Below are 26966 nucleotides of genomic sequence, written 5' to 3' on the forward strand. Positions count from 1 at the left end.
TTCTACTTCAAAATTCTTGGCAGTGTGATGCCCTCTTGGGCTTGGTATTTGCCGTTTTTGTCAGCATAAGTCACCTCGCAAGGCTCATCGCCCTCGATAAATAGCACCTGCGCGATGCCTTCGTTCGCATAAATTTTTGCAGGAAGTGGCGTCGTGTTTGAAATTTCTATCGTGATATGCCCCTTAAATCCCGGCTCAAAAGGTGTCACATTTACGATGATGCCACACCTTGCGTATGTACTCTTGCCAAGGCAGATCGCTAGAACATTATCAGGCATGTTAAAGTACTCGATCGTGCGCGCCAAAGCAAAAGAATTTGGTGGCACTATGCAGACATCGCCCTTAAAATCGACCACGTTTTTTTCGTCGAAATTTTTAGGATCAACTACGGTTCCGCCGATGTTTGTAAAAATTTTAAACTCATCACCAACGCGGATATCGTAGCCGTAGCTAGAAACGCCGTAACTAACGACGCCACGACCCACTTGTTCCTCAGCAAACGGCACTATCATATTTTTCTCAACCGACATTTTTCTTATCCAAGAATCTGACTTTAAACCCATTTTTGCTCCTTTTTTGGGCGATTATAACGATTTGCATCTTTAAAGTAAATTTAATAAAGCGAATAAATTAGATGAAAATTAGTATAATTTTAACAGCAAAAATTAATAAAGGACAAAAATGCAAGAGAAAAATGCAGAAATTTTTACTGGCGAGCGTGCGATGTTTGGGGCAAAAAGTGTAAATTTCACAAATTGTATCTTTGAAGATGGCGAGTCGCCACTAAAGCATAGTTCAATTTTAAAGCTAAATGAGTGCGTTTTTGCCTACAAATACCCACTTTGGTACGCAAGCGATGTCACGCTAAATGGCGGATACTTCGAGCCTCTAGCAAGGGCTGGCATGTGGTACAGTACAAATTTAAGCTTTAAAGATATGGTTATCAACGCTCCAAAAAGCTTTAGAAAAAGCTCGCAAATTTCGCTAGAAAATGTAAATTTCTCAGATGCTAGTGAAACACTTTGGGGATGTGAGGGTGTGAAGATAAAAAATATTTTTGTGAGAGGTGATTATTTTGGAGCAAATAGTGAAAATTTAGAGATTGATGGGCTAAATTTAGACGGAAACTACTGCTTTGATGGTTGTAAAAATGTCCATATCTCAAACTCAAAACTCATCTCAAAAGATGCGTTTTGGAACTGCGAAAACGTGACCGCGCAAAATTGCCTCATCTCAGGCGAATATCTGGCTTGGAACTCAAAAAATGTGACGCTTATAAACTGCACGATAAAGAGCTTGCAAGCACTTTGTTACGTGGAAAATTTAGTCGTAAAAGATTGCATTTTTATGGATACGAGTCTTGCGTTTGAATATTCAAGTGTCGATGTGAGCATAAGCGGAGCGATAAAAAGCATAAAAAATCCAAAAAGTGGCGCAATAAGGGTAGCAAAGATAGACGAGATCATCATCGATGAAAATTTAGTTGATACTAAAGGTATTAAGATAATTATTACTGAAAAATAACTTAGTAAAAAAGAGTAACTTTGAGTTGTTGTTTTTGCTTCATAAAAAAAATTTTTATCTAATTTTCGCTACAATTAGACGCTTATATAAAAATTTAGGAGAAATTTCTATGAAAAAAGAAGATATAAAAGAGCTTATCGAATTTTTTAATGATATGGAGATGAATCATATCAAAATAAAAAGTGGTGATTTTGAGGTAGAGCTTGAAAAATTTTCAGATTATTGCGCGCCTGCTAAACCAGCAGCACAAGCACCAGCTCCAGCACCTGTAAATGTAGTCGTTAATTCAGAGGTAAAACCAGCTGCAAACTCGCCAAAAGATAGCATAAAATCTCCTATGGTAGGTACTTTCTATGCCGCTCCAAGCCCAGGCGCTGCTCCGTTTGTAAAAGTAGGCCAAAGAGTAAGAAAAGGCGATGTAGTAGGTATCATCGAGGCTATGAAGATCATGAACGAGATCGAGGCTGAGTTTGACTGCCAGATCACTGAGATGCTAGTCTCTGACGGACAGCCAGTTGAGTTTGGATTGCCTTTATTTGGCGTGGAGAAAAATTAATGGAATTAAAAAGAATTTTAATCGCAAACCGAGGCGAAATCGCTCTTCGTGCTTTGCGAACGATAAAGGAGATGGGTAAAGAAGCCGTTGTAGTCTATTCAACCGCTGATAAAGACGCACTTTACGTAAAATATGCCGACGTGGCCATTTGCATCGGCAAAGAGCGTTCAAGCGATAGCTATCTAAATATCCCAGCTATCATAAGTGCGGCTGAGATCAGCGAAGCAGACGCTATTTTTCCTGGATATGGCTTTTTAAGCGAAAATCAAAATTTTGTTGAAATTTGCTCACATCACAAGATCAAATTTATAGGACCAAGTGTCGCTGCGATGGCTTTGATGAGTGATAAAAGTAAGGCAAAGCAAGTCATGCAAAGAGCTGGTGTACCAGTCATACCTGGCTCAGACGGTGCTGTGGCTGACACAAAAGCAGCAAAAGAGCTAGCCAAAAAGATAGGCTATCCAGTCATTTTAAAAGCTGCTGCAGGTGGTGGCGGACGCGGTATGCGTGTGGTTGAAAAAGAGGCTGATTTAGAAAAAGCGTTTTGGTCTGCTGAGAGCGAAGCTATGAGTGCATTTGGTGATGGAACAATGTATATGGAAAAATATATCCTAAACCCACGCCACATCGAAGTTCAAGTAATTGGCGATAGCCATGGCAATGTGCTTCACATCGGCGAGCGTGACTGCTCTATGCAACGTCGCCACCAAAAGCTGATCGAAGAAAGCCCAGCTATTTTGCTTGATGAAAAGACAAGAGAGAGACTTCACGAAACTGCCATAAAAGCGGCAAAAGCGATCGGCTACGAGGGGGCTGGTACGTTTGAGTTTTTGGTTGATAAAAATTTAGACTTTTACTTCATTGAGATGAATACAAGACTTCAAGTTGAGCACACAGTGAGCGAAATGGTAAGCGGACTCGATATCATCGAGCTTATGATAAAAGTGGCTGAAGGCGAGGCACTACCATCACAAGAGAGCATTGAGCTAAAAGGTCATGCGATTGAGTGCAGGATAACAGCTGAAGATCCAAATACTTTTACTCCGTGTCCTGGAAAGATCACAAAATATGTCTGCCCAGGTGGCCGCAATGTTAGAATGGATAGCCATATCTATCAAGACTACTCTATACCACCGTATTACGACAGTATGATCGGTAAGCTCGTAGTTTGGGACACTGATAGAAACAGAGCAATCCACAAGATGAAAGTAGCTCTTGATCAGCTCATAATAAATGGCATAAAAACAACAAAAGATTTTCACATCGCTATGATGGAAAACAAAGACTTTTTAAGCAATAACTACGATACAAATTATCTTTCAAGACACTAAATTTTTAAGTCAGGATTTGCAAAAAGCAGATCTTGGCTTAAATATATTAAAATTTTTAAGTTTATCTTAGGGGAAGCATGGTAAACAAAATCAAAGATCAAAATACAAAATTTTTCTCAAATGCTGATCTTGCGAAGCTATTTTTCCCTATTGCGGTTGAGCAGTTTTTAGAGTATAGCTTAGGGCTTGCAAACTCGCTAATGGCAGCAAGTGTTAGCGAAAGTGCTGTAAGTGCGATTAGTCTTGTGGAATTTGTTATGGCGCTATTTATTAGCATATTTACTGCTATCGCTACTGGCGGCTCAGTGGTTGCTAGCCAGTATCTTGGTAATAAACAAAGTGGCAACGCCAAAATCACAGCAAATCAGCTCGTTTGGTTTAGTTTTATCTTTGCCCTTTTTATCGCAGCGGTCATCATAGTTTTAAAAGATATTATTCTAGATTATGTCTTTGGCGATATTGGTGAGCAAGTAAGGCATGATGCTAGTCACTATCTTGTTTTCTCAGCTATTTCTGCACCATTTTTGGCTGTCTATGCAGCAGCTGCGGCGATCTTTCGCACGATGTCAAACGCAAAGCTACCTATGTATATTATGGCGGCTGCAAATTTATTAAATGTACTTCTAACTGCCATTAGTATTTATACATTTCATACAGGCATTTTAGGTATCGCCATCAGTACGCTTATAGCCAAGATACTTGCTTGCTTTGTCATAGTCTATTTGCTTCTTGATATAAGGCTAAAACTTCACATAAGAAAGAGCTTTATCTATAAATTTGACTACAAGATCATCAAGAAAATTTTAAATATCGGAGTGCCTTATGGTTTTGAAAATTCGATGTTTTATGTGGGTCGCATTATTGTTTTAAGTTTAGTTTCTCTCTTTGGTACGGCAAGTATCGCTGCAAATGCCGTGGGCGGGACGATCGTGATGTTTCAAGTACTTCCTGGTATGGCGATAGGAACAGGGCTTAGTGTGGTTATCTCAAGGTGTGTTGGCGCAAACGACTTTGCTCAGGCTAAATTTTACGTAAGAAAGTCGATGATAAGCATCTATATTGTCCAGCTTTTTAGCACAGCTGTGATTTTACTACTTCTTGAGCCACTGCTTAGGGTTTATAATCTCTCAAGCGAAGCCATAAATTTAACAAGGCAGATCGTCTGGTATCACGGTATCGCTATGTGTCTTATCTGGCCACTTGCCTACACATATCCAACCGTTTTTCGAGCAGCAGGGGATGCTAAATATCCGATGATTGTAAATTTAGTTTGTATGTTTGCTTGTAGAGTCATCTTGGCCTATGTCTTTGCACTCACATTTGATCTTGGCATGATAGGTACTTGGTTTGCAATGTTTGCTGACTGGGCTGTAAAGGCGGTGCTTTTTACGATTAGATACCTAAAAGGCACATGGATGAATTTTAAAGCTATTTAAAAAGAAATTTAGTAATATACAAGCGATTTTGTCGCAAAGGATAAAAAATGAAAAATATATTTAAATTTGGTGCAGTTTTGCTTATGGTAGCTCTTTTTGCTGGATGCGCGAGTGAGAGTTCAAGGGTTGTTGAGACTCCAAAAGTAGCAAGCTACGGCACAGTTTACAATGGTCAAAAAATTTCGGTTTCGATAGGTCGATTTAATAATCAATCAGCTTACCAAAATGGTGTATTTGCTGATGGCGAGGATAGGCTTGGCAACCAAGCTCAAAGCATTTTGATCACAAATTTACAGCAAAGTGGTAGATTTTTGGTGCTTGATAGATCAAATATGAAAGTGATCAAACAAGAGAGCGAGCTAAGCAAAACCGCTCAAAATCTAAAAGGCGCAAGATACGTGATAACTGGTGATGTGACCGAGTTTGGACGAAAAACTACGGGCGATCATCAGCTATTTGGCATACTTGGCAAAGGCAAGCAACAAACTGCCTATTCAAAGGTAAATTTAAATATCGTTGATACCAAAACAGCTGAGGTTGTCTATTCAGTTAGCGGCGCTGGCGAATACACCCTTTCAAACAGAGAGATCATCGGTTTTGGCGGTACAGCAGGATACGACTCTACGCTAAATGGCAAGGTTTTGAGTCTAGCTATTATTGAAGCGGTAAATAATCTAGTAAATGGCATAGAAAGTGGAGCATGGCAAGTAAAATAAAGCTTGCCGGCCTCGCGCTTTTTGCACTATTTTTAGCGGGTTGCGGTCATTCAAACGGCCCAAGATCACTTTATTATTGGGACGGATCATATAGTAGCTCGCTATATAGTTATCTAAATGAAGAGGGCGATACAAACGAGCAAATTTCACGCTTAGAAAATTTGGTGCAGATATCAATACAAAAGGGCTATAAGATCGCTCCTGGCGTATATGCACACCTTGGACTTTTATACTTAAATAACGGAAATTTAGGCGCTGCAAATGCAAATTTTGACAAAGAAGTAGAGAATTTCCCAGAGTCAAGGGAGTATATAAATTTCATCAAAGGCTCTAAAAATTTGACTCCAAAAAAAGTAGAGCAAAAAGAGGGGGCAAATAATGAAAAATAGCCTGAAATTTATAACCTTTGCATTTTTAGCAGTATTTTTTACGGGCTGCTCTATAAAAGAGCCTGAGCCATACGACTACTCAGAATTTTTACAAAAAAGACCTCACTCTATCTTAGTGCTTATGCCAACAAACGATAGCACAGAAATTTCAGGTCCAGCTGCTGTTTTGGCAAATGCAGTCGCGCCACTAAGTGAAGCAGGATACTATGTATTTCCAGTGGCTCTTGTAAATGATACCTTTAAACTAAATGGCATAACCGAGCCAAGCGAGATCGCAGCCGTGCCACTAAATAAGCTTGATAAAATTTTCCATGCTGATAGTGTGCTTTACATCAATATAAAAGATTATGGTACGAGCTATGCAGTCATCTCAAGCTCAACAAAGGTCGTCCTTGAAGCAAAGCTTATCGATATAAAAAGCGGCGCTACTCTTTGGCAAGGCAGTGCTATGGCAGCAGAAGATAGCAGCAGCGGTCAAAGTAGCCTACTTGGCATGTTAGTCTCAGCCGTCATCTCACAGGTGGCAAATACCATCTCAGATAGATCATACGATCTAGCAGTGATGGCAGATGCTTATTTATTTTCAAGAGATTGCCATAACTGCATACTTTATGGACCATATTCGCCATATTATGGCAAAGATGCACAGCTTCATAAAGATAGATAAATTTAATGAATACTCATCGTCTTGGGATACTCCTTACTTTAGTTGGCGGTATCCTTTGGGGATTTAGTGGGGTTTGTGGGCAGTATCTATTTTCACTTGGTATAAATTCTGATTTTTTGGTGCCATATAGACTGATGCTAGCTGGCATTGTTATTGTGATTTTTTATGCTTTTAAAGAACCAAGTACCGTTTTTGCTCCGATTAAAGATATAAAGCTCCTTGGCGAGTTTTTAGTCTATGCCCTGCTTGGGCTTATGATGACGCAGTACGCTTATTTTTACTCCATTGAGCTTTCAAATGCCGCAGTTGCGACTGTTATTCAATACACTGCGCCAGTTCTCATCCTAGCCGTCATCTGCCTAAAAGAGAAGCGAGCACCAAGACCACTTGAAATTTTAGCTCTGCTTTGCGCGATGCTTGGCGTATTTTTCCTAAGCACACATGCGCGAATTTCATCTCTTGTCATTTCGCTAAAGGCCTTGTTTTGGTGCTTAGTTAGCGCTATTTGCGTTTGTGTTTATAATCTTGCTCCAGCAAGGCTAAATGCGAAATATTCAGTCACTCTCACACTTGGCTGGGGTATGGTTATGGGCGGGGTAGTGCTTGCTTGCTATATGAGAGTTTGGGATTTTGCTGGGCTTAATGGTATAAATCAATGGCTTGCATTTATTGCTGTTATTACGCTTGGCACCATTTTTGCATTTAGCTTTTATATGATAGGTGTTAAGCTCATAGGCGCAGCAAAAGCTAGTTTATTAGCCTGCATAGAACCACTAAGCGCAGCATTTTTTGGCTACTTTTGGCTTGGGACAAAATTTGTATTTTGGGACTTTTTAGGATTTGCTCTAATAATCTCTTGTATATTTTTACTATCAAAAAGAGAAAAATTATGATATTTCTAGCACAAACTGATACGACAGCTGGCTTTTTGAGTAAAGATTATAAAGAGATAAATAGAGCCAAAATGCGTGATGAAAATAAACCTTGCCTTATCACGACAGCGAAATTTAGCATTTTAAATGAGCTTGTTAGAGTGCCAAAAAAGTATAAAAATTTCATACGCCGTTCAAGAAAAGCCACATTTTTGTATCCAAATTTAAAGGCTATTAGAGTCGTAAAAGAGTGCAAGCACGAAAAATTTTTAGCTAAATTTGACTGGCTTTATTCAAGCAGTGCAAACAAAAATGGACAAAATTTTAACGAAGCTTGGGCTATGAGCGTGGCTGATGAAATAGTAGATGATCATTTTTTTGAAGATACTCCATCAAAAATTTATAAAATTTCTCGAAAAAAAATAAAACGTTTAAGATAACTAGTAAATTTATACAGCCACTACCTTTTTAAACTCATCTAAATTTTTTAGCACTTCATCTATGCCAATTAGCCAAAATTCGCACTTTGTCGTATCTTTTTTAAAGTGTTTTTTATTAGCTCTTCCACGCTTTTTGTGCCGCACTCTATTAAAAATTGTTTATAAATTTTGCAAAATTTTGCTTCATCTTTTTTAAACTCACTTAGAAAAAATTGTGATAGCAGATAGCCAACGCTATAAGGATAGTTGTAAATGTAGTTATCTGTTTTATAAAAATGTGGCTTGAAATATGGCAAAAATTCTTCAACATCGCTCGTGCTGTCTTTATAAAATTTATCCCAAGCTTGTTTTAAAAGATCATTTGCATCTTTTTTGCTGACTTGACCTTTTTGTCGCAGCTTTATAAAACCAGTCTCAAACTCGTATCTAACGCTTATATGAAGTAAAAAATTTACAGTACTTTTTAGCTCCTGCCATAAAATTTCTACCCTAAGTGAGTCGTCTTTTTTTAGCTCATTTCGTAAAAGAGTTTCATTAAATGTGCTTGCACTCTCAGCTAAGCTCATTGGAAAATTTGCGCTTAAAACCGGAAGATCACGCATCAAGTAGTAGTGCCAAGCATGCCCCAGCTCATGAGCTTGCTGGATTAAGTGTGAAAGAGTGTTCATGTAGGTGGTAAAAATTCTTGGTTGCTTAAATTTTGGCAAACTTACAAAAAAAGCCCCACCAGCTTTATTTTCTCGCACATCGCTTTCTATCCAGTGTTTGTCTATCATAAGCTTTATAAAGCTATCTTCACCCAGTGGTTTTAATGCTTTTTTGATGATTTTATAAATGAGATTGCTGCTTTTATGACTAAGATGCAAAAGATAAATATAAAAATTTTAATATTAAGTGCGACTATTGTAGTGTTATTTAAATCCAATTAAAATATGCAAAATATAAAAGGACGTAAATATTTGGTTTGGTAAATATTCAAATGATGTCAGTAGCAACTTATTTTGGTATTTACTCCCTCGGAAGTCCGTTTTTATCAGACTTGTCGCTGATTAGCTTACCCGATTCGTCGTATTTTTTGGCGCGAATGAGCCTGCCGCGCACAAACTCCCCTTCGGCTTCGAGTTTGCCGTTTGCAAAAGATGCCGTAGGTTTGGCGTCTAGCATTGCCGACGTCGGCGTAGTTACTACGAAAACGTCGAAATTTTCGGAGATTTTGCTTGAAAATTTAGGGGTCTTAAATTTTATAAAAGTGGTGGTAGGCCGCGATGACGTGCTAAATCCAAAACCTAACGCGGAGCCCGTAAATTTAGCTCTCGCAAGACTTGGAAAAGATAAGCGAAACGCATTTATGATAGGCGATACGCAGATGGATCTAATGGCGGCAAAGAACGCCGGCATCAAAGGTATCGGCCTAACTTGCGGATACGCGGATGCGCAAAGTCTAAAAGAGTATTCGGATTTAATCTTTCAAAACGCTTATGAAGCGGTAAAATTTTTAGCAAGCAACTAAAATTAGTGGATCTTATTAAGCGACTTTACTTGCCGCTCGGCTAAATTGTTTTCTTCGTCTAGCGACCGTTTTGATTAAGCATAGACAGCGCCGCCTCAACCGCCGCATCGATGTGTATCTGCGCCGTATCAAAAAGCCGCATATCCGTATCCGCCTGCGATACCAGCATGCCTATCTCGGTGCAGCTAAGTATCGCTCCTTGCGCGCCGCGCGACCTAAAATCCTCGATGATGCGCAAGAAATTCGCCTTTGAGCTAGGCGCGATTTTGCCGTAGCAAAGCTCCTCAAAGATGACGCGATTTACTTCCGCCATATCGCCCGCGCTTGGCAAAAGCACCTCCGCGCCGCCCTCTATCAACCGACTTTTATAAAAATCCTGCGTCATCGTATAGACGGTGCCGAGCAGCCCTACTTTGGCGACGCCTGCGTTTTTTAGCGCTTTTAGCGTAGCATCCGCGATATGCACCACAGGCACGCTAACGGCGCCCTGTACGGCGTCAAAGCACCTGTGCATCGTGTTTGTGCAGATGAAGATAAAATCAGCCCCGCCGCCTTGCAAAATCCTCGCGTGACGCGCCAAAATTTCGCCCGCGTCCTCCCATCTGTTTTCGCGCTGGCAGGCCTCGATCTCCTCGAAATTTACACTGCTTAGCAGTATCTCCGCGCTGCTAAGGCCGCCCAAGCGCTCGTTTATTTTGCGATTTATTTGCTCGTAATACGTTATCGTAGACTCAAAACTCATCCCGCCGATTAGGCCGATTTTTTTCATATTTTCTCCTTAAATTTCGGCGATTTTACGGTTTTAAATTAAATTTGCTATAAATTTAAATTTCGTCCACCGCATTAAATTCGGCTGCAACCGCCTAAAATAACGAGCATAAATTAACCGCATAAATTTTTTAGCCTGCGACGAAAATGTGGTCAAATTTTAGCGCGCTAGCGGCCTAAATTTGCGTGTAAATTTTATCGGCTAAAAGCGGCATTTTGATTACTTCGCGCGGGCGAATTAAATTTACGGCTTTTCGGTTTGGCAAAGTTTTATTTTTTGCAAGGTAAAATCGCCTGCAAATTTTACCCGTTCGCGTCTGCAAGTCTTGCGCCTACGTTTTTGGCACACTTTGCCAGAGTCGCTTCGGCGTCTTTTAAATGCTAGCTTGACGCCCAAACCGCCTCTATTTTACGCCAGCAAATGCCAAAACCCGCGTTTTGCCGTCAAAATTTCGCCTAGACCCCGCCCCTTGCCGCGCAGACATCGCCGCTTTACGTTTTAGCGCTTTAATCTCGCGCCGTGAAATTTAAGCGCCGTTTGCGCGTAGCCGTTTCGCGCGGTAAAATTTATAAAATTTCACAGATTTTACTTGGCCTTTTGTCATCGCTTCGCGCTTTTTAAGCTTTGCGCGCCAGATTTCCCGCCAAAGCGATATAAACGTTAAATTTACGGCTAAAAGCTAAAATTTAAAGAGCGAATTTAAACCGCAAAGGCATAAATTTAGCTAAATTTACTCCCTCGGAAGTCCGTTTTTATCAGACTTGTCGCTGATTAGCTTGCCCGCTTCGTCGTATTTTTTGGCGCGGATGAGCCTGCCGCGCTCAAACTCGCCATGGGCCTCTAGTTTGCCGTTTGCGTAGTAGTGGTGCGCCTCGCCGACCTCCAGCCCGTCCTCAAACATCACTCTGGCTTTTAGCTTGCCGTTTTCGTGATACTCCTCGTACAGTCCGTGATAGCGCCCGTTTTTAAACATTACCTTTGCGGCCAGCGCTCCGCTCTCGTAGTAGTCCAGCCCCGCGCCTATTTGGCGGCCGTCTTTGTACTCGTATTCGCCTCTAAGCTTGCCGCTTGGGTAGTACTCGCGCGCGACGCCGTCCTTTTCGCCGTCTTTATAATTTTCTACCACGCGCGTTTTACCATTTTCATAAAATCGCTTCCAAACGCCGTTTTTGCGGTCATTTTTGTATTCGCCCGTCTCCTCCACGGCGCCGCTTTCGTAGTACCATTTTTCCACGCCTTCTCGCTTGCCCTCTTTATACGTTCGCTTGCCGCGGATCTTGCCGCTTTTGTAGTAGTCGACGTTCTCGCCGTTTCGAAGCCCGCCCGCGTACGGGCTACGCGCGCTAACCTCTCCGCTAACGTAATAGTCGGTAAACACGCCCTCTCGCTTGTCTGCCTTGTAGGTGCCCTCCTGCTTTAACGCGCCACCCTCGTCAAAATAGTAGCGGCGGTAGCGCCCGTCGCGGACGTTATTTTTGTATTCGCTCTCGCCCATCAGAGCACCGCTATCTGCGTGATAGTGCTTCGCCGTGCCCTCGCGAACGCCGTTTTTTAGGGGGTATTCGTTTGAGGGTTTGTCTCTGCCGTCAAAATAGTCTCGATATCGCACCGCCGTGCCGCCCTGCACGTCTATCTCGCGGATGAGAGTGGGCGGCAGCGGTTTTAGCCTCGGATAGACCATGCCCATCGCATTTACGCCGTATAGGTCTTCGACGCTGTATCGAAGCATCTTTAGCGTGCCGTTGTAGAGCTTGCCTTTTACGTAGTAAAGCCCGTTTTTTAGGCTCGCTTCGGGCTTCATTACAATTTTTGGCTCCAGCGCCTGCGCGCCGATCGCTAGAAGCGGGAGTAAAAATAGAAATTTTAGGATTTTCATGGTTTTTCCTGCTTTGTTTGATTTGGGTAATTTTAAAATTTGAAATTAAATTTAAGGTGAAGGCGCGATTATTTCGGATGAGTTAAATTTTAGAATTCGCGTCAAATTTAGCCGTCTTTTAGCACCTCTGCGACGACTGCCCAATCTTGCACGAGCCTTTCAAAGCTAAAATTTGCGTTTGCGGAGCTAGTCGAGGGTAGTTTGACGGGCGGTTTGCCTGTTGCGTTTAAAATTTGAGTTTTTAGATATTTTTCGCAGATTTCATACGCCTTGCCGCCGTTTGCGTAGACTTGCGTGATATTTGCGGTTTTGAAGATCGGCTCTAAATTTGCGGGCTCGACGGCGGTCATTTTAGCATCGCTCGATCCCTTTATCTCGCAGGATATCGCAGCGTCGTAGATGGCGATGCGGTGAGCGAGCAGGAAATTTATCTTTTCGTCCGTGCTTGCAGGCAACGGAGCATTTAAAATCCCGGCCAATACTCGCCAGAAGCGATTTTGCGGATTTGCGTAATAAAAGCCAAATTTACGAGAAACGACGGAGGGGAAGGAGCCGAGGATTAAAATTTTAGAGTTTTTATCAAAAATCGGTTTAAATGGACTAATTTGATTCATCTATCTCTTTTAAAATTTTAGCCATTTAAACCATTTATTATTTTTATAAAAAGTTACTCTTTTTGATTTGGATTATTTGAAATTTTATCGTTAATCATCTTTTTCGCATTCATTGCAATATCGGTGATTTTCTTATTAGAGTCACTTAAAATTTCTTGTATTCTAGCCGAATCATCTTTTTTAAATATTTTTAAATTTTCACTAAAGTCCTCATCATTAATGTCAAAATAAGCGACTGATTCAAAAGATAGTTTTGAGGCTATTAGGACTTGCGGGAACGCATTTTTATAAGAATTATAACTTTTTACCTCAGCATTGTAGCTTTCACGTTTATTTAGGAGTTCGCTCTCAATTTTTTCTAACTGCGACATTAGCATTTGATATGTTTCGTTAGCCTTTAGTTCCGGAAAGGCTTGAGCCAAAGCAGCTACTTTTGCGACTCCATTTCCAGAAACGCCAAGTTGAATCATTTGTTCGCTACTTGCATAATCTTTGGCTATATCTATTATTTGATTTGATAGATCTAAACGTTTTTTGAGCGTAGCTTGGATATTTGCGAAGCTCTCTCTGATGTTTTGCATCATTGATTGTAGTTTATTATATATTTTAATAATATAAGCCGCTAAGGCAATAACAACGACGATTATAGTAATAAGCATTTTTGCTCCTTTTTACTTATTTTAAGACATGCGATTTTGACTTTTTACGACTTAATTTCACTTTAAGGATTTAGAAAATTGCTTATTTTTGTTTGTGGGTTATTTTATTTTTTAAGTGAAATTATCTAAAAACAAAATTCTCCCACATGATAAATTTAAGTGGGAGAATTTGCGCTTTACTCGGTTGCGGTATCGGCAGAGACATCCTCGGCGCTCCCAGGCGCGCCGGACTCGATCTCGTCGCTAAAATCAGCCAAGCTTAGGCGTTTTAGCTGGCGGTAGCGTCTTTGCGCGTCGGCCTTATTTTTAGCCAGCAGCTCGTCCGCGTGCTCAGGATTTGTCTTTCTAAGCGAGTTGTAGCGAACCTCGTTTAGCAAAAACTCCTCGTAAAGCGACCAGTCGGGCTCTTTTGAAGTCATTTTGAGCGGATTTTTGCCCTCTTTGATTAGGCGCGGATCGTAGACGTAGGTCGGCCAATAGCCGCACTTGGTCGCTAGCTCGCCTTGACCTCCGGAGTAGGCCATGCCGCCTTTTATACCGTGCGCGATGCACGGCGAATACGCGATCACAAGACTAGGTCCGTCGTAGGCTTCGGCTGCGGCGATGGCTTTTATCGTGTTTGCCTGGCTCGCGTTTGAGTTGATCTGCGCTACGAAAATATTTCCGTAAGTCATCGCGATATAGCCCAGATCCTTTTTCTGCATCGGCTTGCCGCTAGCGGTAAACTGCGCTATTGAACCCGCGCGGCTTGATTTTGAGCTTTGGCCGCCGGTGTTTGAGTACACCTCGGTGTCAAGCACGAGCACGTTTACGTTCTCGCCGCTAGCTAGCACGTGATCAAGACCGCCAAAGCCGATATCGTACGCCCAGCCGTCGCCGCCGATGATCCACTGGGATTTTTTGACGAGGTATCTTTTTAGCTCTAAAATTTCTTTTACGCCCTCTACGTCTAAATTTTGCTCCAAAATCGGCGTTAAAATTTTAGCGATTTGCGTCGTTTTCTCGCCGTCGTTTTTATGCGTTATCCAGTCGGAGTATAGCGCGGCTAAGGCATTTGGCGCGCCGTCTTTGGTGCGTAGCATGACGTCTTCGATACGGTGACGCAGCGTCTCTACCGCGACGTTCATACCCATGCCAAACTCCGCGTTATCCTCAAAGAGCGAATTTGCCCACGCTACGCCCTTGCCCTCTTTGTTCGTCGTATAAGGCGTCGAAGGCGCGCTACCGCCGTAGATCGAGCTACATCCGGTGGCGTTTGCCACGATCATACGGTCGCCGAACAGTCTCGTAACAAGCCCGATATAAGGCGTCTCGCCGCATCCCGGGCATGCGCCGTGAAACTCAAATAGCGGCTGAGCAAAACCAACGCCCTTGACACTATCTTTGCTCATCAGGTCGTCTTTGTAGGTTACCTTTTTAAATAAATAATCGGCGTTTTCCTGCTCGTGCCGCTCCATCTCCTCGGCTAGCGGCACCATGACGAGCGATTTTTCCTTGCTCGGGCAAATTTGAGCGCACAGCTCGCAGCCGGTGCAGTCAAGCGGGCTTACTTGGATTTTATATTTTAGCCCTTTTACCTCTTTGCCCTTGGCGTCTAGGATGTGATCTTGCACGGTTTGCGGTGCGGCGGCGAGCTCGTTTTCATCGATCAGAAACGGTCTGATGACAGCGTGAGGGCAAACGAAGGCGCACTGGTTGCACTGGATGCAGTTTCCCTCGATCCACTTAGGCACCATCACGCCGATACCGCGTTTTTCGTATTGCGTCGTACCTGATTTAAAGTGTCCGTCCTCATATCCGACAAACGCCGAAACAGGCAAGCTATCGCCTCTGGCGGCGTTGATAGGTTTAACGATTTTTTCTATAAATTCATCGCCGACGTATTTTTCCTCCGAGCTCGCATCATCCGTCAAATTTAGCCAGCTAGGATCGACCGTGACCTTAACCAATCCGTCCGCGCCCATATCGATGGCCTTGTAGTTCATCTCCACGATCGCTTCGCCCTTTTTGGCATAGGCTTTGTGCGCGTACTCTTTCATGTATTTTTGTGCGTCGGCAAACGGTATGATGTCTGCGAGTTTAAAAAACGCTGACTGCATGATGGTGTTCGTGCGGTTTTTTAGCCCGATCTCGCGAGCTAGCTTGGTAGCGTTGATGATGTAAAAATTTACCTTTTTTGCGGCTAAAATTTTCTTTACTTTATTCGGCAGTTTAGCGACCGTCTGCTCGGCGTCCCAGATCGAGTTTAGCAGGAACGTCCCGCCCTCGCGGATACCGTCTATCACGTCGTAAATTTCAAGATACGCCGCGACCGAGCAGGCTACGAAGTGCGGATTTGAGACGAGGTAGGTCGAGCGGATCGGGTTTTTGCCAAAACGCAGGTGCGAGCGCGTGTAACCGCCTGATTTTTTACTATCGTAGGCAAAATACGCTTGTGCATAAAGATCGGTTTTATCGCCGATGATTTTGATGGAGTTTTTATTCGCCCCAACGGTACCGTCCGCGCCAAGACCGTAAAATAGGCACTCTTTTACGCTTGCGTCGCTTAGCGAAATTTTCTCGCCGACTTTTAGCGAGGTGAAGGTCACGTCGTCCTCGATACCGACGGTAAAGCCGTTTTTAGGCCCCTCTAAATTTAAATTTTCAAAGACCGCTAGCATCTGAGCAGGATCGACGTCTTTTGAGCTTAGGCCGTAGCGGCCGCCTACGATCACGGGCTGATTTTTGCGTCCGTAAAATGCCGCCTTGACGTCCAGATATAGCGGCTCGCCCAGGCTTCCAGGCTCTTTCGTGCGGTCTAGCACGGCGATCTTTTCTACCGTCTCAGGCATCACGTCAAAGAGGTATTTTAGGCTAAACGGACGATATAGATGCACCTTTAGCACGCCTACTTTTTCGCCCTTTGCGCGCAGGTGATCGACGACTTCTTCTAGAGTTTGCGTGACCGAGCCCATCGCGATCACGACGCGCGTAGCATGCGGATCGCCGTAATAATTAAACGGTCTATAATCGCGTCCCGTGATTTTTGAAATTTCTTTTAGATACTCGGCCACGATATCAGGCACCGCGTCGTAGTAGCGGTTAGCTAGCTCGCGCGTCTGGAAGTAGATGTCGTCGTTTTGAGCCGTGCCGCGAGTCTTCGGACTTTCGGGGCTTAGCGCCTCGTCTCTAAATTTTTGCAGAGCCTCGCGGTCAAGAAGCCTATCAAAGTGCGCGTAGTCAAGCACCTCGATCTTTTGTATCTCGTGGCTCGTGCGAAATCCGTCGAAAAAGTGCAAAAATGGCACGCGACCCTTGATCGCCGCTAGATGCGCGACGCCGGCGATATCCATGACCTCTTGCACGGAGCCGCTTGCCAGCATCGCAAATCCCGTCTGGCGACAGGCATAAATATCCTGATGATCGCCAAAGATAGAAAGCGCCTGGGCCGCGATAGAGCGCGCGCTCACGTGGATAACGCCCGGCAGCAGCTGGCCTGCGATCTTGTACATATTCGGGATTTTTAGCAAAAGGCCTTGCGAAGCCGTATACGTCGTAGTTAGCGCGCCTACTTGCAGCGAGCCGTGCACGGTGCCCGCAGCCCCGCCCTCGCTTTGCATTTCGACTACCTTAACCGGCATGCCGAATAGATTTTTCTTGCCCTGAGCCGCCCACATATCGGTGTAGTCAGCCATCGGCGAGCTAGGAGTGATCGGGTAGATGCCCGCAACCTCCGTAAATGCGTAAGCCGCGTGCGCCGCAGCCTCGTTTCCGTCCATAGTTTTCATTATTTTAGCCATTTTTCCGCCTTAAATTTTCTTACGATTTTTAAAAATCTTTTATTATAGAGATAGTTTCCAAAATCTACTATTAATCTATGTCATTAATAAATTCTGAGAATTTTGCCTTTTAAATTACTAACTTTAAGCAAAATTCCATTACCTTAATGAAAAAAATTAAGGATAAAATTTGATAAGTGTTCATAGGGTAGCCTATTTAAGGGTTATAGCTCTTGCTTTTTGTGCTTTTATATTTAACACTACTGAGTTTGTTCCAGTGCCACTTTTAAGTGATATTGCAAAAGATTTTGATATGAGCACGGCTGATACCGGTCTTATCATCACGATTTATGCGTGGAGCGTCACTATACTCTCTTTACCGCTTATGCTTTTGACTGCAAATTTAGAACGAAGATCTCTTCTTTTAAAGGTTTTTATCGTATTTGTTGTAGCTCATACGCTTTGCGCCTTTGCTTGGAATTTTAAAATTTTAATTATTGCTCGGTTGATGATAGCTATTGCCCATGCCATTTTTTGGGCTATCACTGCTTCACTTGCTGTTAGGTTAGCTCCGATAAATAAAAGCTCGCAAGCTCTTGGATTGCTAGCTCTTGGCACATCGCTAGCGATGATACTTGGTCTGCCACTTGGAAGAATTTTAGGTGACGCACTTGGCTGGCGTGTGACCTTTGGACTGATCGGAATTTTTGCTGTTGGTGTTGGAGTTTGGCTATATAAAATTTTGCCACTTCTGCCAAGTAAGAACTCGGGCTCGCTTAAAAGCTTGCCAGAACTTGCAAGAAATGGCCTTTTAATGGTCGTATTTTTACTAACCGCAATTATCATAAGCGCGCATTTTAGCACCTATAGTTACATTGAGCCATTTGCAAAAGATATCAGTGGCTTTGATGGAAAATTTATCACAATATTCTTGCTCTTATTTGGCGTTGCTGGTGTAGTTGCAAGCCTGCTTTTCTCTAAATTTTATAAGCTTATTCCAAATGCATTTTCTGCAATTTCTATTATGCTTATTTTATGTTGCTTGCTTGTGTTAAATTTTATTGCTAAAAATGAAGTTTTAATGCTAGTCTTGGCCTTTGTTTGGGGACTTGGCATAGCTGGTGTAAATATGAGTTTTCAAATAAAAGTACTAAATTTAGCCTCAAATGCTACTGACGCTGCAATGGCGATATTTTCGGCTATTTATAACATAGGTATCGGAGCAGGGGCGCTAATAGGGCATCAAACGATAGTTCATTTAGGCGAGCAAAATATCGGCAATATTGGTAGCTTTTTTGCCACAAGCGGACTTATCATATTTTTGTTTGCGGTATCTAAGATTAAAAGAGTTTAGATGTTTAAATATCTAAGTAAAACGTTACAAATTTCTACATATAAGTGATAATAAATATCATAACTAAGAAAAATTTTAGTTAAGCTTCCTTATAATCATTATCAGAAAATGAATAAATTTTAGGAGCTTATTATGTCAGTTTTAGTTATCGGTGCAGATGAGATAACGCCTATCAAGGCAGTTTTACATGATTTGGGAGCTGAGAAGATAGAACACTGGGATGCTAGAAATGAAAACCGCGTAAATCGCAAGCCAATCCCTCAAGATACCGAGTGTGTGGTGATGCTAACTAGCTTTTTAAACCATAATACGATGAAGACGATTAAAACTCAAGCAAAAAAGAGAAATATTCCAATTGTTTGTGCAAAAAGAAGCGTTAGTTGCGTATTTTGCGAGTACTGCAAGGTCTTTGGGCTAGATAAGGAATTTGGATGCAAAGAATAATCAATGAGATTCGGGCTTTTATCAGATATTGGCGAAATAACTCCAAATATTTTTGCAAAGCTTGATAGGCTTTCACGTGCAAAAATTTTTATTGCACTTTATAATTCTGGCGTAGAAAGTGAGCTAAAAATACCGCTTTCTTACGCTAAATTTCTAAATTTCAAAGAAATTTTTCAGGCTAGGATAAATTTCTTACTTCGTGAAAAATGTCTAAATTTTAAGCCAGCAGATCGCTTTTGTTTTTCATCAAATATCATCATAAATGCTTATTTAAAAGGCGACTTTTCAAAGATCAAATTTATAGCAAAAGAGCCAAAAATGGCGGCTGCAAAGATGATAAAAATGCTTTATGCAAGTGGAGAATTTGAGCTTTGTATCGATGCGGCACAGATGTTTTGTCAATTTGTTTATGATAAAATACGCCTCCGCCATCAAGATAAAGAGGTCGTGCTAAATGGTGGTGTCATTTCGGTCAAAAAAGATGGTAAAAATTTGCTCAGCGTCATGCCAAGCTTTAAAAAAGTGAGCTTTGATGATATGAGAAATTTAAACGACGATATAGATAGAGCTGTCGGTGTGCTTGGTCACGAGTGCGAGATGGTTTATATCGTTTTTCCTAGAAATGAGGAATTTAGGCGACACGTTGAGGTTAGGCACTGTTGTACGAGAGGTTTGATCAAGCTTGTGCCTTATACGATTATTAGTAAAATTTTTTAAAAAGGATAAAAATGATAGGTATAGTTTATGGAAGCAGCATGGGAAATACCGAAGATGCAGCAAAACTTATAAGTGAGGGTCTAGGCCTTGAAAATGAGCTTTTAAACGTTGCTGATGTAGACGTAGCAAAACTAAATAGCTTTGATAAGCTTATCCTTGGCACATCGACCTGGGGTAGTGGTGATCTTCAAGATGACTGGGATGCGTTTGACTTTAAAGCATTAAATCTAAGCGGAAAAACAGTCGCTGTTTTTGGCATGGGTGATAGCGAGAGCTACTCTGATGAGTACTGTAACGGCATGGCAAAGCTTTATGATGAGGTCGTAAAAGCTGGCGCAAAGGTAGTTGGTGAGGTTAGCACTGATGGATATACATTTGATGGCTCTGATGCTGTAAGAAATGGAAAATTTGTAGGTCTAGCACTTGATGCTGATAACCAAAGTGATAAAACTGAGGGTAGAATTTCAGCTTGGATCGAGCAGATAAAACCTCACTTTGCTTAATGTAATTTTAGCTAGATTTTCTAGCTAAAATTTTCATATATCCATAGCCGAGATGAAGCTTTTTATTCTTTCATTTTGGCTATTGAAAAATTCATCTACCAAGCCATCAAACGCGATCATGCCTTTGTCTAAAAATAAAATTCTATCAGCTATCTTTCTAGCAAAATTCATATTATGAGTAACGATGATCATAGACTTTTTCTCTTTTGCAAGAGATAAAATAACCTTTAAAACTTCAGCCTCAAGCTCTGGATCAAGCGCGCTTGTAGGCTCGTCAAGTAGTAAAAAGTATGGATTTACAGCTAGGGCTCTAGCGATGGCCACGCGCTGTGCTTGTCCGCCTGAGAGCCTGTTTGGATAGGTATCTTCTTTGTGGCTAAGCCCCACTTTAGCTAAAAGCTCTTTTGCCTCTTTTACCGCTTCGTTTTTATCCTTTTTTTGAACGTAGATCGGAGCTTCTGTGACATTTTGAAGCGCTGTTAGGTGTGGAAAGAGGTTAAAGCTTTGAAAGACCATACCTGTTTTTTTGCGAATTTCTAAAAGCTCTTTTGAGCTAAGCTTCTCTTTAAAATTTACAGCTCTATCATCTACCTCTAAAATGCCACTTTGTGGGATCTCAAGTAAATTTATGCATCTAAGAAGCGTTGATTTGCCACAACCAGATGAGCCAACTATCACGGTCGTTTGTCCTTCTTTGAAGCTTGTGTTTATATTATCTAGCACCAAATGATCGCCGTAAGATTTGCTTATATTTTTAAAATTTATAGCCATTAGACATACCTTGAGACAGCTTTTTCAAGCCTTGATTGAAGATAGGTTAAGAGTGTGCAAACCACCAGGTAGATGAGCGCTGCTAGGATGTAGAGGATGAGTGGCTCAAAGGTCCTTGCTGCGATCCTTTGAGCGACCATAAACATATCTACCATCGTTATAGAAGCTGCTAGTGAAGTGTCCTTAACAAGGCCTATAAATGTGTTTGAAAGCGGTGGGAGCGAGATCCTCACTGCTTGAGGTGCGATGATACGCTTTAAAATTTGATAGTGCGTCATGCCAAGCGATGTGGCAGCCTCCCACTGACCTTTTGGCACAGAAAGAATGGCAGCCCTTACGGACTCAGACGCATAAGCACCCACATTTAGACTAAATGCGATAGTCGCCGCGCTCCAAGTATCAAGCGTGACGCCGATGCTAGGAAGCCCATAAAATACTATAAAAAGCTGCACAAGAAGTGGCGTGCCGCGAAATATCCAAACGTAGGCAGCAAATATAAATTTTAAAATTTTTATATTTGAAAGCCTCGCTACTGCTGTGATAATAGCGATGACAAGCCCTAGCGAAAACGAGAGCAAAGTAAGTGGGATCGTCACCTTTAAAAGTGCGATGATCATCGGTAGCGTCGAGCTTGAAACAAGCTCGATCACTCTATCTAAATTTTCCATTTTTGCCTTGTTAGTTTATAAATTTATTTTGAGACGTCTTTGCCAAAGTAGCTTTTTGAGATGGCTTCTAGTTTGCCCTCTTTTGAAAGTTCGTTTAGAGCATTTGAAATTTGCTCTGCAAGCTCGGCGTTGTCCTTTTTAACAGCTGCTGCTGTGTAGTCTTTTTCATCAAGTGAGGCAGCTATCTTTACAGGTGCATTTGGGCGCTCTTTTATGAAGTCGTAAAATACGATGTTATCTCTTACGACAGCATCTACACGTCTTGATATAAGAAGCTCCATACTTTTAGCATAGCTATCAGTCACAACTAGCTCAGCACCGTATTTTACGGCGACTTTCGCCCAGTTGCTAGTCGCTGAGTCGGCATCTTTTTTGCCTTTTAGATCAGCAAAGCTTTTTATGTCGTTATTATCTTTTCTAGTGATGATGGCACCAAATGTCACAGTGTAAGGTACTGAAAAAGCATATTTTTTCTTTCTCTCATCAGTTATACTTACTTGATTAAATACAACATCGGCCTTACCAGCATCAAATGCCGCAAGCATCGCATCCCAAGGAGCTGTTAGAAACTCAATTTTTAAATTTAGCTTTTGCGCTACTGCTCTTGCGATATCTACATCGTATCCCACTAACTCATTTTTGTCATTATAAAATGTAAAAGGCGCGTAAGTGCCTTCAGTTGCTACTGTTAGCACGCCATCTTTTATAGTTTTTGCTTGTAAATTTAAAGCCATCGCAAGCACTGCTACTACTTTTAATAAATTTGTAAATTTCATTTTGATCCTTTATTTTGAAATATCTTTTCCAAAATATTTCATCGAAATTTCGCTTATCTTGCCCTCGGCTTTTAGTTCATCAAGCGCTTTGTTTATCGCTTCTAGTAGCTCAGTGTTGCCTTTTTTAACGATTGCAGCTGTTGGCATCGGCTCGTTGCTTGTGTATGCGATTTTTAGTGGTGCATTTGGGCGTTGTTTGATGTAGTCAAAAAATGTAACGTTATCGTTTATCGTATCGTCAGCTCTTTTTGAGATGATAAGCTCCACGCCTTTGCTAAAGCCATCAGCTACGACTACTGTTGCGCCATTTTTCTCGGCTATCGCTGCCCAGTTGCTAGTCGCAGAGTGCACACTCTTTTTGCCTTTTAAATCAGCAAAACTTTTGATGTCGTTATTGTCTTTATGCACGACAATTACCGGATATGGCATAGTGTAAGGCACGCTCATACCATACTTTTTCTTTCTATCTTCGTTTATACTTACTTGATTAAACACAACATCAGCTTTACCAGCGTCAAATGCAGCTAGCATCGCATCCCAAGGAGCTGTTAAAAACTCAACTTTTAAATTTAGCTTTTGCGCTACTGCTCTTGCAATATCTACGTCATATCCTACTAGCTCGCCCTTTTCATCATAAAATGAGTAAGGTGAGTAAGTACCTTCAGTTGCGACGATAAGTTCGCCTTTTTTGATAGTTGAAGCATTTAAATTTAAAGCTAAAAAAGCACCTGCGATCAAGCCAAAAATGGGCTTAAAATTCATTAATTCTCCTTATTTAGAAATGTCTTTGCCGAAGTATTTAAGCGAAATTTCGCTTAAAGCTCCTTCTTTGCTAAGCTCATTTAGGGTAAAATTTATCTTAATTAGCAGCTCTTTGTTACCTTTTTCTACGTTATAGCCCATTTGTTCACTATTTGTATGGCATCATCTTTTATGATCTGCCAGTAAAATTTTGTAAAGACAGAATTTAGCAAATAATCGCACGAATTGCACCAAATTTAAAAAGCAATAGAAATTTTTATACAAAACTCTTTCTAAAAATAAAATCAATAATGGAATTTGCAAAAAAAAAGAAAAATTTTTAAGATTTATGCAAATATCAGTCGCAACTGCAACCTGGGTAGTATTTTGTCACAAAGAAAGAGGGCGGTGCCTCACTCCGCTAGAAGTGAGACTGCTAGAGCTTTTACGCCCTTAAAATCAACCTTGCCGCTTGCAAGCGTTGGGATATCATCAACGATGAAGATATAGCTTGGCATCATGATCGGAGCTAGGTTGCTCTCTTTTAAAATTTGCTCGATATTCTCAGGCTCTGTGCCACTTTTTACTAAAAGCGCGATCGCTTCGCCTTTTTTGCTATCTGGCACGTTTGCACTGCTGAAGACAATGTCGCTTCCAAGCACCTTTGTAAGCTCTTCTTCGACGCTTCCAAGGCTTATCATCTCGCCGCCTATTTTGGCAAATCTCGAATACCTATCTACGATAAATACAAAGCCGTTTTCATCTATGTGGCCTTTATCACCAGTTTTATAGTATCTTACGCCATCAATGTGCGTGATGACCTCGCTTGTTTTGGCTTCGTCGTTTAGATAGCCCTTCATCACCTGCGATCCGCCGATAACGATGAGGCCGTCTGTGCCAGTTTCTAGCTCTTCAAGCGTCTCTGGGTCAATTATCTTGATGATAGTGCCAGGTAGAGGCATGCCAACACTGCCAGGTCTATTAAATGTAAGCTCTTTTAGACTCTCTTTTTCTAGGATATTTGGCATATTTACAGCAGCTACTGGCGCCGTTTCGGTCGCGCCATAGCCTTCATAAATTTCTATGCCAAATTTGAGCCTAAACTCGTCTTTTATCTCAGGTTTTAGCTTTTCAGCCCCAGCTACGACCATTCTGGCACTTTGAAACATCAGTGGATGAAGCTTTTTGTTTCTGGTGTAGAGCCTAAAGAAGGTCGAGGTACCAAAGATGATGCTGGCGCTGTGTCTTGCAGCCATTTTGCCGATAGTCGCTCCGTCTGTTGGGTCAGGCACACTTACCATTTTTATGCCCTCGCAAAGCGGCATGAGCGTGGTTACTGTTAGGCCAAATGAGTGAAATACTGGGAGTGAGTTTAAGATCACGTCATCTTTTTTGAAATTTAGAAGTTCGCTTATTTGCTTAATGTTTGCAAGTAAATTTTTGTGACTTAGCTCGATGCCTTTTGGCTCGCCTTCGCTACCACTGCTAAATAAAATGGTAGCCGTATCTTCTAAGCTTACACGCTTAAAATAGCAAAGCTTAATGAGCCAAGTTGGAGCAAAAAATGCAGTTAAAAGCGTTAAAAATTTCTCTTTTTTTGAGACACTAGCTGAGAGATCTTCTGCAAATTTAGCCTTGCCGCTCATCGCATCTTTTAGATCAAAGCCCTTAAGTGCGAGCTTTTCAAGAAATTTGCTAGAGGTGATGACTGTGTTTATATCTGCCTTTCTTAAGGCGTGATTTAGCGAGGTAACATTAAGCGTATAGTTTAAATTTACGCTCACTTTGCCCATGGCAAGAAGTGCCATATTTACGATAGCTGCGATGCTTGAGCTAGGCAGCAAGATGCCTATATTTTTCTCATCTTTTAGCTCTCGTTTGAAAATTTTGATAAAGACTAAAACGGCTGTTATAAATTTCAAGTTGCTTAAATTTAGCCCAGTGCTGTCGCTCACGCACTCTTTAAATTTATCCTCTTTTGCGTTGTTTAGCCATTCCTCGGTTAGTGGTTTTTGCCTTGAGATAAAGCTCTCCCACGATGAAAAGCTAAGCTCAAGCACCTTTTGTTTCATCTTTGCAGCGTTTATAAATGTGGTTATTGGCTTGCCAAAGGCGACGATGATGTCGCGTCTGCCGTTTTTAGAAGTGAGGTCTTTATAAAATTTACTAGCTCTTGAAAAGCTTGAGCCCCAAAGGCCACGAAGGTAAAATGGCACGATGCAAATTTCTTCTAGATCTTTAATGATAAGCTCAAAGCCCTTTTGAAATTCATTTATCTGGCCGTTGTAGCTGATGTGGCCTTCCGGAAAAAGTACGACCACTTCGCCATTTTTTAGGCATTCTCTAACTAGCTCGATCGACTCTTTGCTAGCCCCTGCGCCTATTGGGATCACTTTAAAAAATTTAAAAATTTGCTTTAGATACCATTTGTTATAGATCGTTCTATACATGACAAATCTTATGCCCCTTGGGCTTGCAGCTTGCAGCACGAGCCAGTCGATCCAGCTGATGTGATTGCCAAGAAGTAGTGCGCCGCCACTTTGCGGTAAATTTTGAAGTCCTTCAACAAAAAAGCGGTACTTTGTTTTTAAAAATGGCAACAAAAGTAGCCTTGTAAAAAGGTGTGGAAGCTGCAAAATGGCGTAGAAGCTGCCAATTAAGCAAACAAGCGCTGTAAAGACAAAAAGTCCGGTGGTTGAAATTTTAAAATATACTAAACCTATGCCAATAGCTAGAAATAGCAACATTGAGACGTTTTGTAAGAAGTTGTTTGCCGCCATTATCTTGCCGGTAGTCTTTTGCGGGGCAAAGTATTGGATCATCGCATTTAGCGGCACTATAAAAATTCCACCAAAAAAGCCAAATGCAAATGAGCTAAGGCTCACTACGCCGATGCTTGAGCCAAATGCGAAAAATAAAAGTGAGAAAAATATGCCCATAGCGCCCATCGGCACGATACCAAGCTCGATGTGAAGCTTTGACATAGAGCCAGCCACGTATGAGCCAAATGCGATGCCTATGGCGCTTGCCGCAAGTATCGCCTGTACCGCTAGCGAGCTGTCGTCGTTAAAAACGGCTTTGTAATGAGCTGGGAAAGCTGCGATGATGATCTGAGAAATTCCCCAAAATATACTAAGTCCAGCGATGCTTAGCCAGATATTTTTATCTGACCTTACTTCTTTTAAATTTTCTCTTAAATAGCTAAGGCGAATATATTTTTTAATATCAAAATTTTCGTTTGTTTCGTCCTTTTCATCGATGCAAGGTAACTTATAGGCGAAATATGCTTCAAGTGCGCTAAATACGACTAAAAAGATGCCAATAGGATAGACGCTTTTTAAGATCTCTTCTGAATTTTCGCCTTGGATGTATAAATTTTCAAATATAAATGAAAACAAAAATGAGCTAAAAAGTATCGCAACGATGGTGAGCGCTTGGATGATGCCATTTGCTGTGCCAAGGCGCTCAGGGCCGACTAGGGCTTTGATGATGCCATATTTTGCAGGCGAGTAGATCGCACTTTGAGCGGCTAGTATGAGTGTTAAAGCAAAAGCTACGCCAAAAGCGCCTGCAAGATAGCTAAAAAGCACCGCGACACTGATAACAACGCCAAAAATGGCACAAATTCTTATGACCTTTATTTTTGCGAATTTATCATTTATAAAGCTTGAGGGCGAAAATAAAAAAATAAATGGTAGCAAGATCATTGCGTTTATAACGGCTGTTAGAATAAAAAGTATATCGCCATCGTATGTTTTTAAAAGAACATTTTGTATGGTTATTTTGTGTGCTAGATCGACGCTTGCATTTAAAAATGCGATTGCAAGGTAGGGCAAAAAGCCAGCAACTTTTAATAAACTCATCATAGAAAGACC

General features: G+C 41.6%; 27 protein-coding genes. 14 read left to right on the forward strand and 13 right to left on the reverse strand.

All coding sequences use genetic code 11. From position 1 onward, the window contains the following. Positions 1-2: 2 nt before the first annotated feature. Entirely contained in the window at positions 3-563 is a 561-nt protein-coding gene (dcd, locus tag F3H01_RS02425) for a dCTP deaminase (RefSeq protein WP_021091674.1), read from the reverse strand. Positions 564-681: 118 nt separating this feature from the next. Here dcd and F3H01_RS02430 point away from each other — a divergent pair, with 118 nt between their 5' ends. From F3H01_RS02430 to F3H01_RS02470, 9 genes are all read left to right on the forward strand, one after another. Then, a complete protein-coding gene (locus F3H01_RS02430) occupies positions 682-1524 on the forward strand; it encodes a DUF3737 family protein (protein ID WP_103648686.1) in 843 nt (280 codons plus the stop codon). Between the two features lie 109 nt (positions 1525-1633). Continuing rightward, positions 1634-2080, forward strand: a complete 447-nt coding sequence (gene accB, locus F3H01_RS02435; RefSeq protein WP_084041901.1) for an acetyl-CoA carboxylase biotin carboxyl carrier protein — start codon at positions 1634-1636, stop codon at positions 2078-2080. Then, positions 2080-3411: an acetyl-CoA carboxylase biotin carboxylase subunit gene (locus F3H01_RS02440; protein ID WP_072595397.1), complete on the forward strand. Its 1332-nt coding sequence runs from the start codon at positions 2080-2082 to the stop codon at positions 3409-3411. Before accB ends, F3H01_RS02440 begins: the two co-directional genes overlap by 1 nt. A 77-nt stretch (positions 3412-3488) precedes the next feature. Continuing rightward, entirely contained in the window at positions 3489-4847 is a 1359-nt protein-coding gene (locus tag F3H01_RS02445; RefSeq protein ID WP_149724717.1) for an MATE family efflux transporter, read from the forward strand. Positions 4848-4894: 47 nt separating this feature from the next. Further along, positions 4895-5563 (forward strand): CsgG/HfaB family protein, encoded by a 669-nt coding sequence (locus F3H01_RS02450; protein ID WP_149724718.1) that lies wholly within the window; start codon positions 4895-4897, stop codon positions 5561-5563. Next, positions 5548-5952 (forward strand): DUF4810 domain-containing protein, encoded by a 405-nt coding sequence (locus tag F3H01_RS02455; RefSeq protein WP_103648689.1) that lies wholly within the window; start codon positions 5548-5550, stop codon positions 5950-5952. The genes F3H01_RS02450 and F3H01_RS02455 overlap by 16 nt, the downstream gene beginning before the upstream one ends. Further along, a complete protein-coding gene (locus F3H01_RS02460; protein ID WP_149724719.1) occupies positions 5942-6619 on the forward strand; it encodes a DUF799 domain-containing protein in 678 nt (225 codons plus the stop codon). The genes F3H01_RS02455 and F3H01_RS02460 overlap by 11 nt, the downstream gene beginning before the upstream one ends. 5 nt (positions 6620-6624) lie before the next feature. Beyond that, entirely contained in the window at positions 6625-7512 is an 888-nt protein-coding gene (locus F3H01_RS02465; protein WP_149724720.1) for a DMT family transporter, read from the forward strand. Beyond that, a complete protein-coding gene (locus F3H01_RS02470) occupies positions 7509-7931 on the forward strand; it encodes a Sua5 YciO YrdC YwlC family protein (RefSeq protein ID WP_149724721.1) in 423 nt (140 codons plus the stop codon). Before F3H01_RS02465 ends, F3H01_RS02470 begins: the two co-directional genes overlap by 4 nt. Positions 7932-7999: 68 nt before the next feature. Here the strand turns inward: F3H01_RS02470 and F3H01_RS02475 are convergent, their stop codons facing one another. Further along, the gene (locus F3H01_RS02475; protein ID WP_223155330.1) at positions 8000-8707 is read right to left on the reverse strand and encodes a M3 family metallopeptidase; all 708 of its coding nucleotides are present in this window, start codon (positions 8705-8707) and stop codon (positions 8000-8002) included. Positions 8708-9015: 308 nt separating this feature from the next. Between F3H01_RS02475 and F3H01_RS02480 the strand changes: the two genes are divergently transcribed. Further along, positions 9016-9441 (forward strand): HAD family hydrolase, encoded by a 426-nt coding sequence (locus F3H01_RS02480; RefSeq protein WP_410470345.1) that lies wholly within the window; start codon positions 9016-9018, stop codon positions 9439-9441. Between the two features lie 58 nt (positions 9442-9499). Here the strand turns inward: F3H01_RS02480 and F3H01_RS02485 are convergent, their stop codons facing one another. From F3H01_RS02485 to nifJ, 5 genes are all read right to left on the reverse strand, one after another. Beyond that, positions 9500-10210, reverse strand: a complete 711-nt coding sequence (locus F3H01_RS02485) for an aspartate/glutamate racemase family protein (RefSeq protein ID WP_149724722.1) — start codon at positions 10208-10210, stop codon at positions 9500-9502. Between the two features lie 730 nt (positions 10211-10940). Next, positions 10941-12086, reverse strand: a complete 1146-nt coding sequence (locus tag F3H01_RS02490; protein WP_149724723.1) for a toxin-antitoxin system YwqK family antitoxin — start codon at positions 12084-12086, stop codon at positions 10941-10943. Between the two features lie 107 nt (positions 12087-12193). After that, entirely contained in the window at positions 12194-12700 is a 507-nt protein-coding gene (locus F3H01_RS02495; protein ID WP_149724724.1) for a DNA-deoxyinosine glycosylase, read from the reverse strand. 53 nt (positions 12701-12753) lie between these two features. Then, on the reverse strand, positions 12754-13359 hold the full coding sequence (locus tag F3H01_RS02500) for a LemA family protein (RefSeq protein WP_103624140.1): 606 nt from the start codon (positions 13357-13359) through the stop codon (positions 12754-12756). A gap of 176 nt (positions 13360-13535) precedes the next feature. Further along, on the reverse strand, positions 13536-17138 hold the full coding sequence (gene nifJ, locus F3H01_RS02505) for a pyruvate:ferredoxin (flavodoxin) oxidoreductase (RefSeq protein WP_149724725.1): 3603 nt from the start codon (positions 17136-17138) through the stop codon (positions 13536-13538). Between the two features lie 169 nt (positions 17139-17307). Between nifJ and F3H01_RS02510 the strand changes: the two genes are divergently transcribed. From F3H01_RS02510 to fldA, 4 genes are all read left to right on the forward strand, one after another. Then, complete coding sequence (locus F3H01_RS02510) at positions 17308-18471, forward strand: sugar transporter (protein WP_149724726.1); 1164 nt, start codon at positions 17308-17310, stop codon at positions 18469-18471. Between the two features lie 132 nt (positions 18472-18603). Next, positions 18604-18915 carry a DUF2325 domain-containing protein gene (locus F3H01_RS02515; RefSeq protein ID WP_002939277.1) on the forward strand — a complete coding sequence of 104 codons (312 nt, stop codon included), beginning with the start codon at positions 18604-18606 and terminating at the stop codon, positions 18913-18915. 3 nt (positions 18916-18918) lie between these two features. Then, complete coding sequence (locus tag F3H01_RS02520; protein WP_149724727.1) at positions 18919-19632, forward strand: UDP-N-acetylmuramate--alanine ligase; 714 nt, start codon at positions 18919-18921, stop codon at positions 19630-19632. Positions 19633-19643: 11 nt separating this feature from the next. Beyond that, a complete protein-coding gene (fldA, locus tag F3H01_RS02525) occupies positions 19644-20135 on the forward strand; it encodes a flavodoxin FldA (RefSeq protein WP_149724728.1) in 492 nt (163 codons plus the stop codon). Between the two features lie 33 nt (positions 20136-20168). On the opposite strand, the gene F3H01_RS02530 is transcribed toward fldA, so the two are convergent. The 6 genes from F3H01_RS02530 to F3H01_RS02555 form a co-directional block, all read right to left on the reverse strand. Then, positions 20169-20906 carry an amino acid ABC transporter ATP-binding protein gene (locus F3H01_RS02530; RefSeq protein WP_149724729.1) on the reverse strand — a complete coding sequence of 246 codons (738 nt, stop codon included), beginning with the start codon at positions 20904-20906 and terminating at the stop codon, positions 20169-20171. Beyond that, entirely contained in the window at positions 20906-21574 is a 669-nt protein-coding gene (locus F3H01_RS02535; protein WP_149724730.1) for an amino acid ABC transporter permease, read from the reverse strand. Before F3H01_RS02535 ends, F3H01_RS02530 begins: the two co-directional genes overlap by 1 nt. A 23-nt stretch (positions 21575-21597) precedes the next feature. Beyond that, the gene (locus F3H01_RS02540) at positions 21598-22350 is read right to left on the reverse strand and encodes an amino acid ABC transporter substrate-binding protein (protein ID WP_149724731.1); all 753 of its coding nucleotides are present in this window, start codon (positions 22348-22350) and stop codon (positions 21598-21600) included. Positions 22351-22359: 9 nt separating this feature from the next. Next, positions 22360-23112, reverse strand: a complete 753-nt coding sequence (locus F3H01_RS02545) for an amino acid ABC transporter substrate-binding protein (RefSeq protein WP_084041921.1) — start codon at positions 23110-23112, stop codon at positions 22360-22362. Positions 23113-23121: 9 nt separating this feature from the next. Continuing rightward, positions 23122-23253, reverse strand: a complete 132-nt coding sequence (locus tag F3H01_RS02550; protein ID WP_223155332.1) for a transporter substrate-binding domain-containing protein — start codon at positions 23251-23253, stop codon at positions 23122-23124. 251 nt (positions 23254-23504) lie between these two features. Next, positions 23505-26957 (reverse strand): acyl-[ACP]--phospholipid O-acyltransferase, encoded by a 3453-nt coding sequence (locus tag F3H01_RS02555; protein WP_149724732.1) that lies wholly within the window; start codon positions 26955-26957, stop codon positions 23505-23507. Between the last annotated feature and the right edge of the window lie 9 nt (positions 26958-26966).

The organism is Campylobacter concisus (genome assembly GCF_902460875.1).
Classification (GTDB): domain Bacteria; phylum Campylobacterota; class Campylobacteria; order Campylobacterales; family Campylobacteraceae; genus Campylobacter_A; species Campylobacter_A concisus_AA.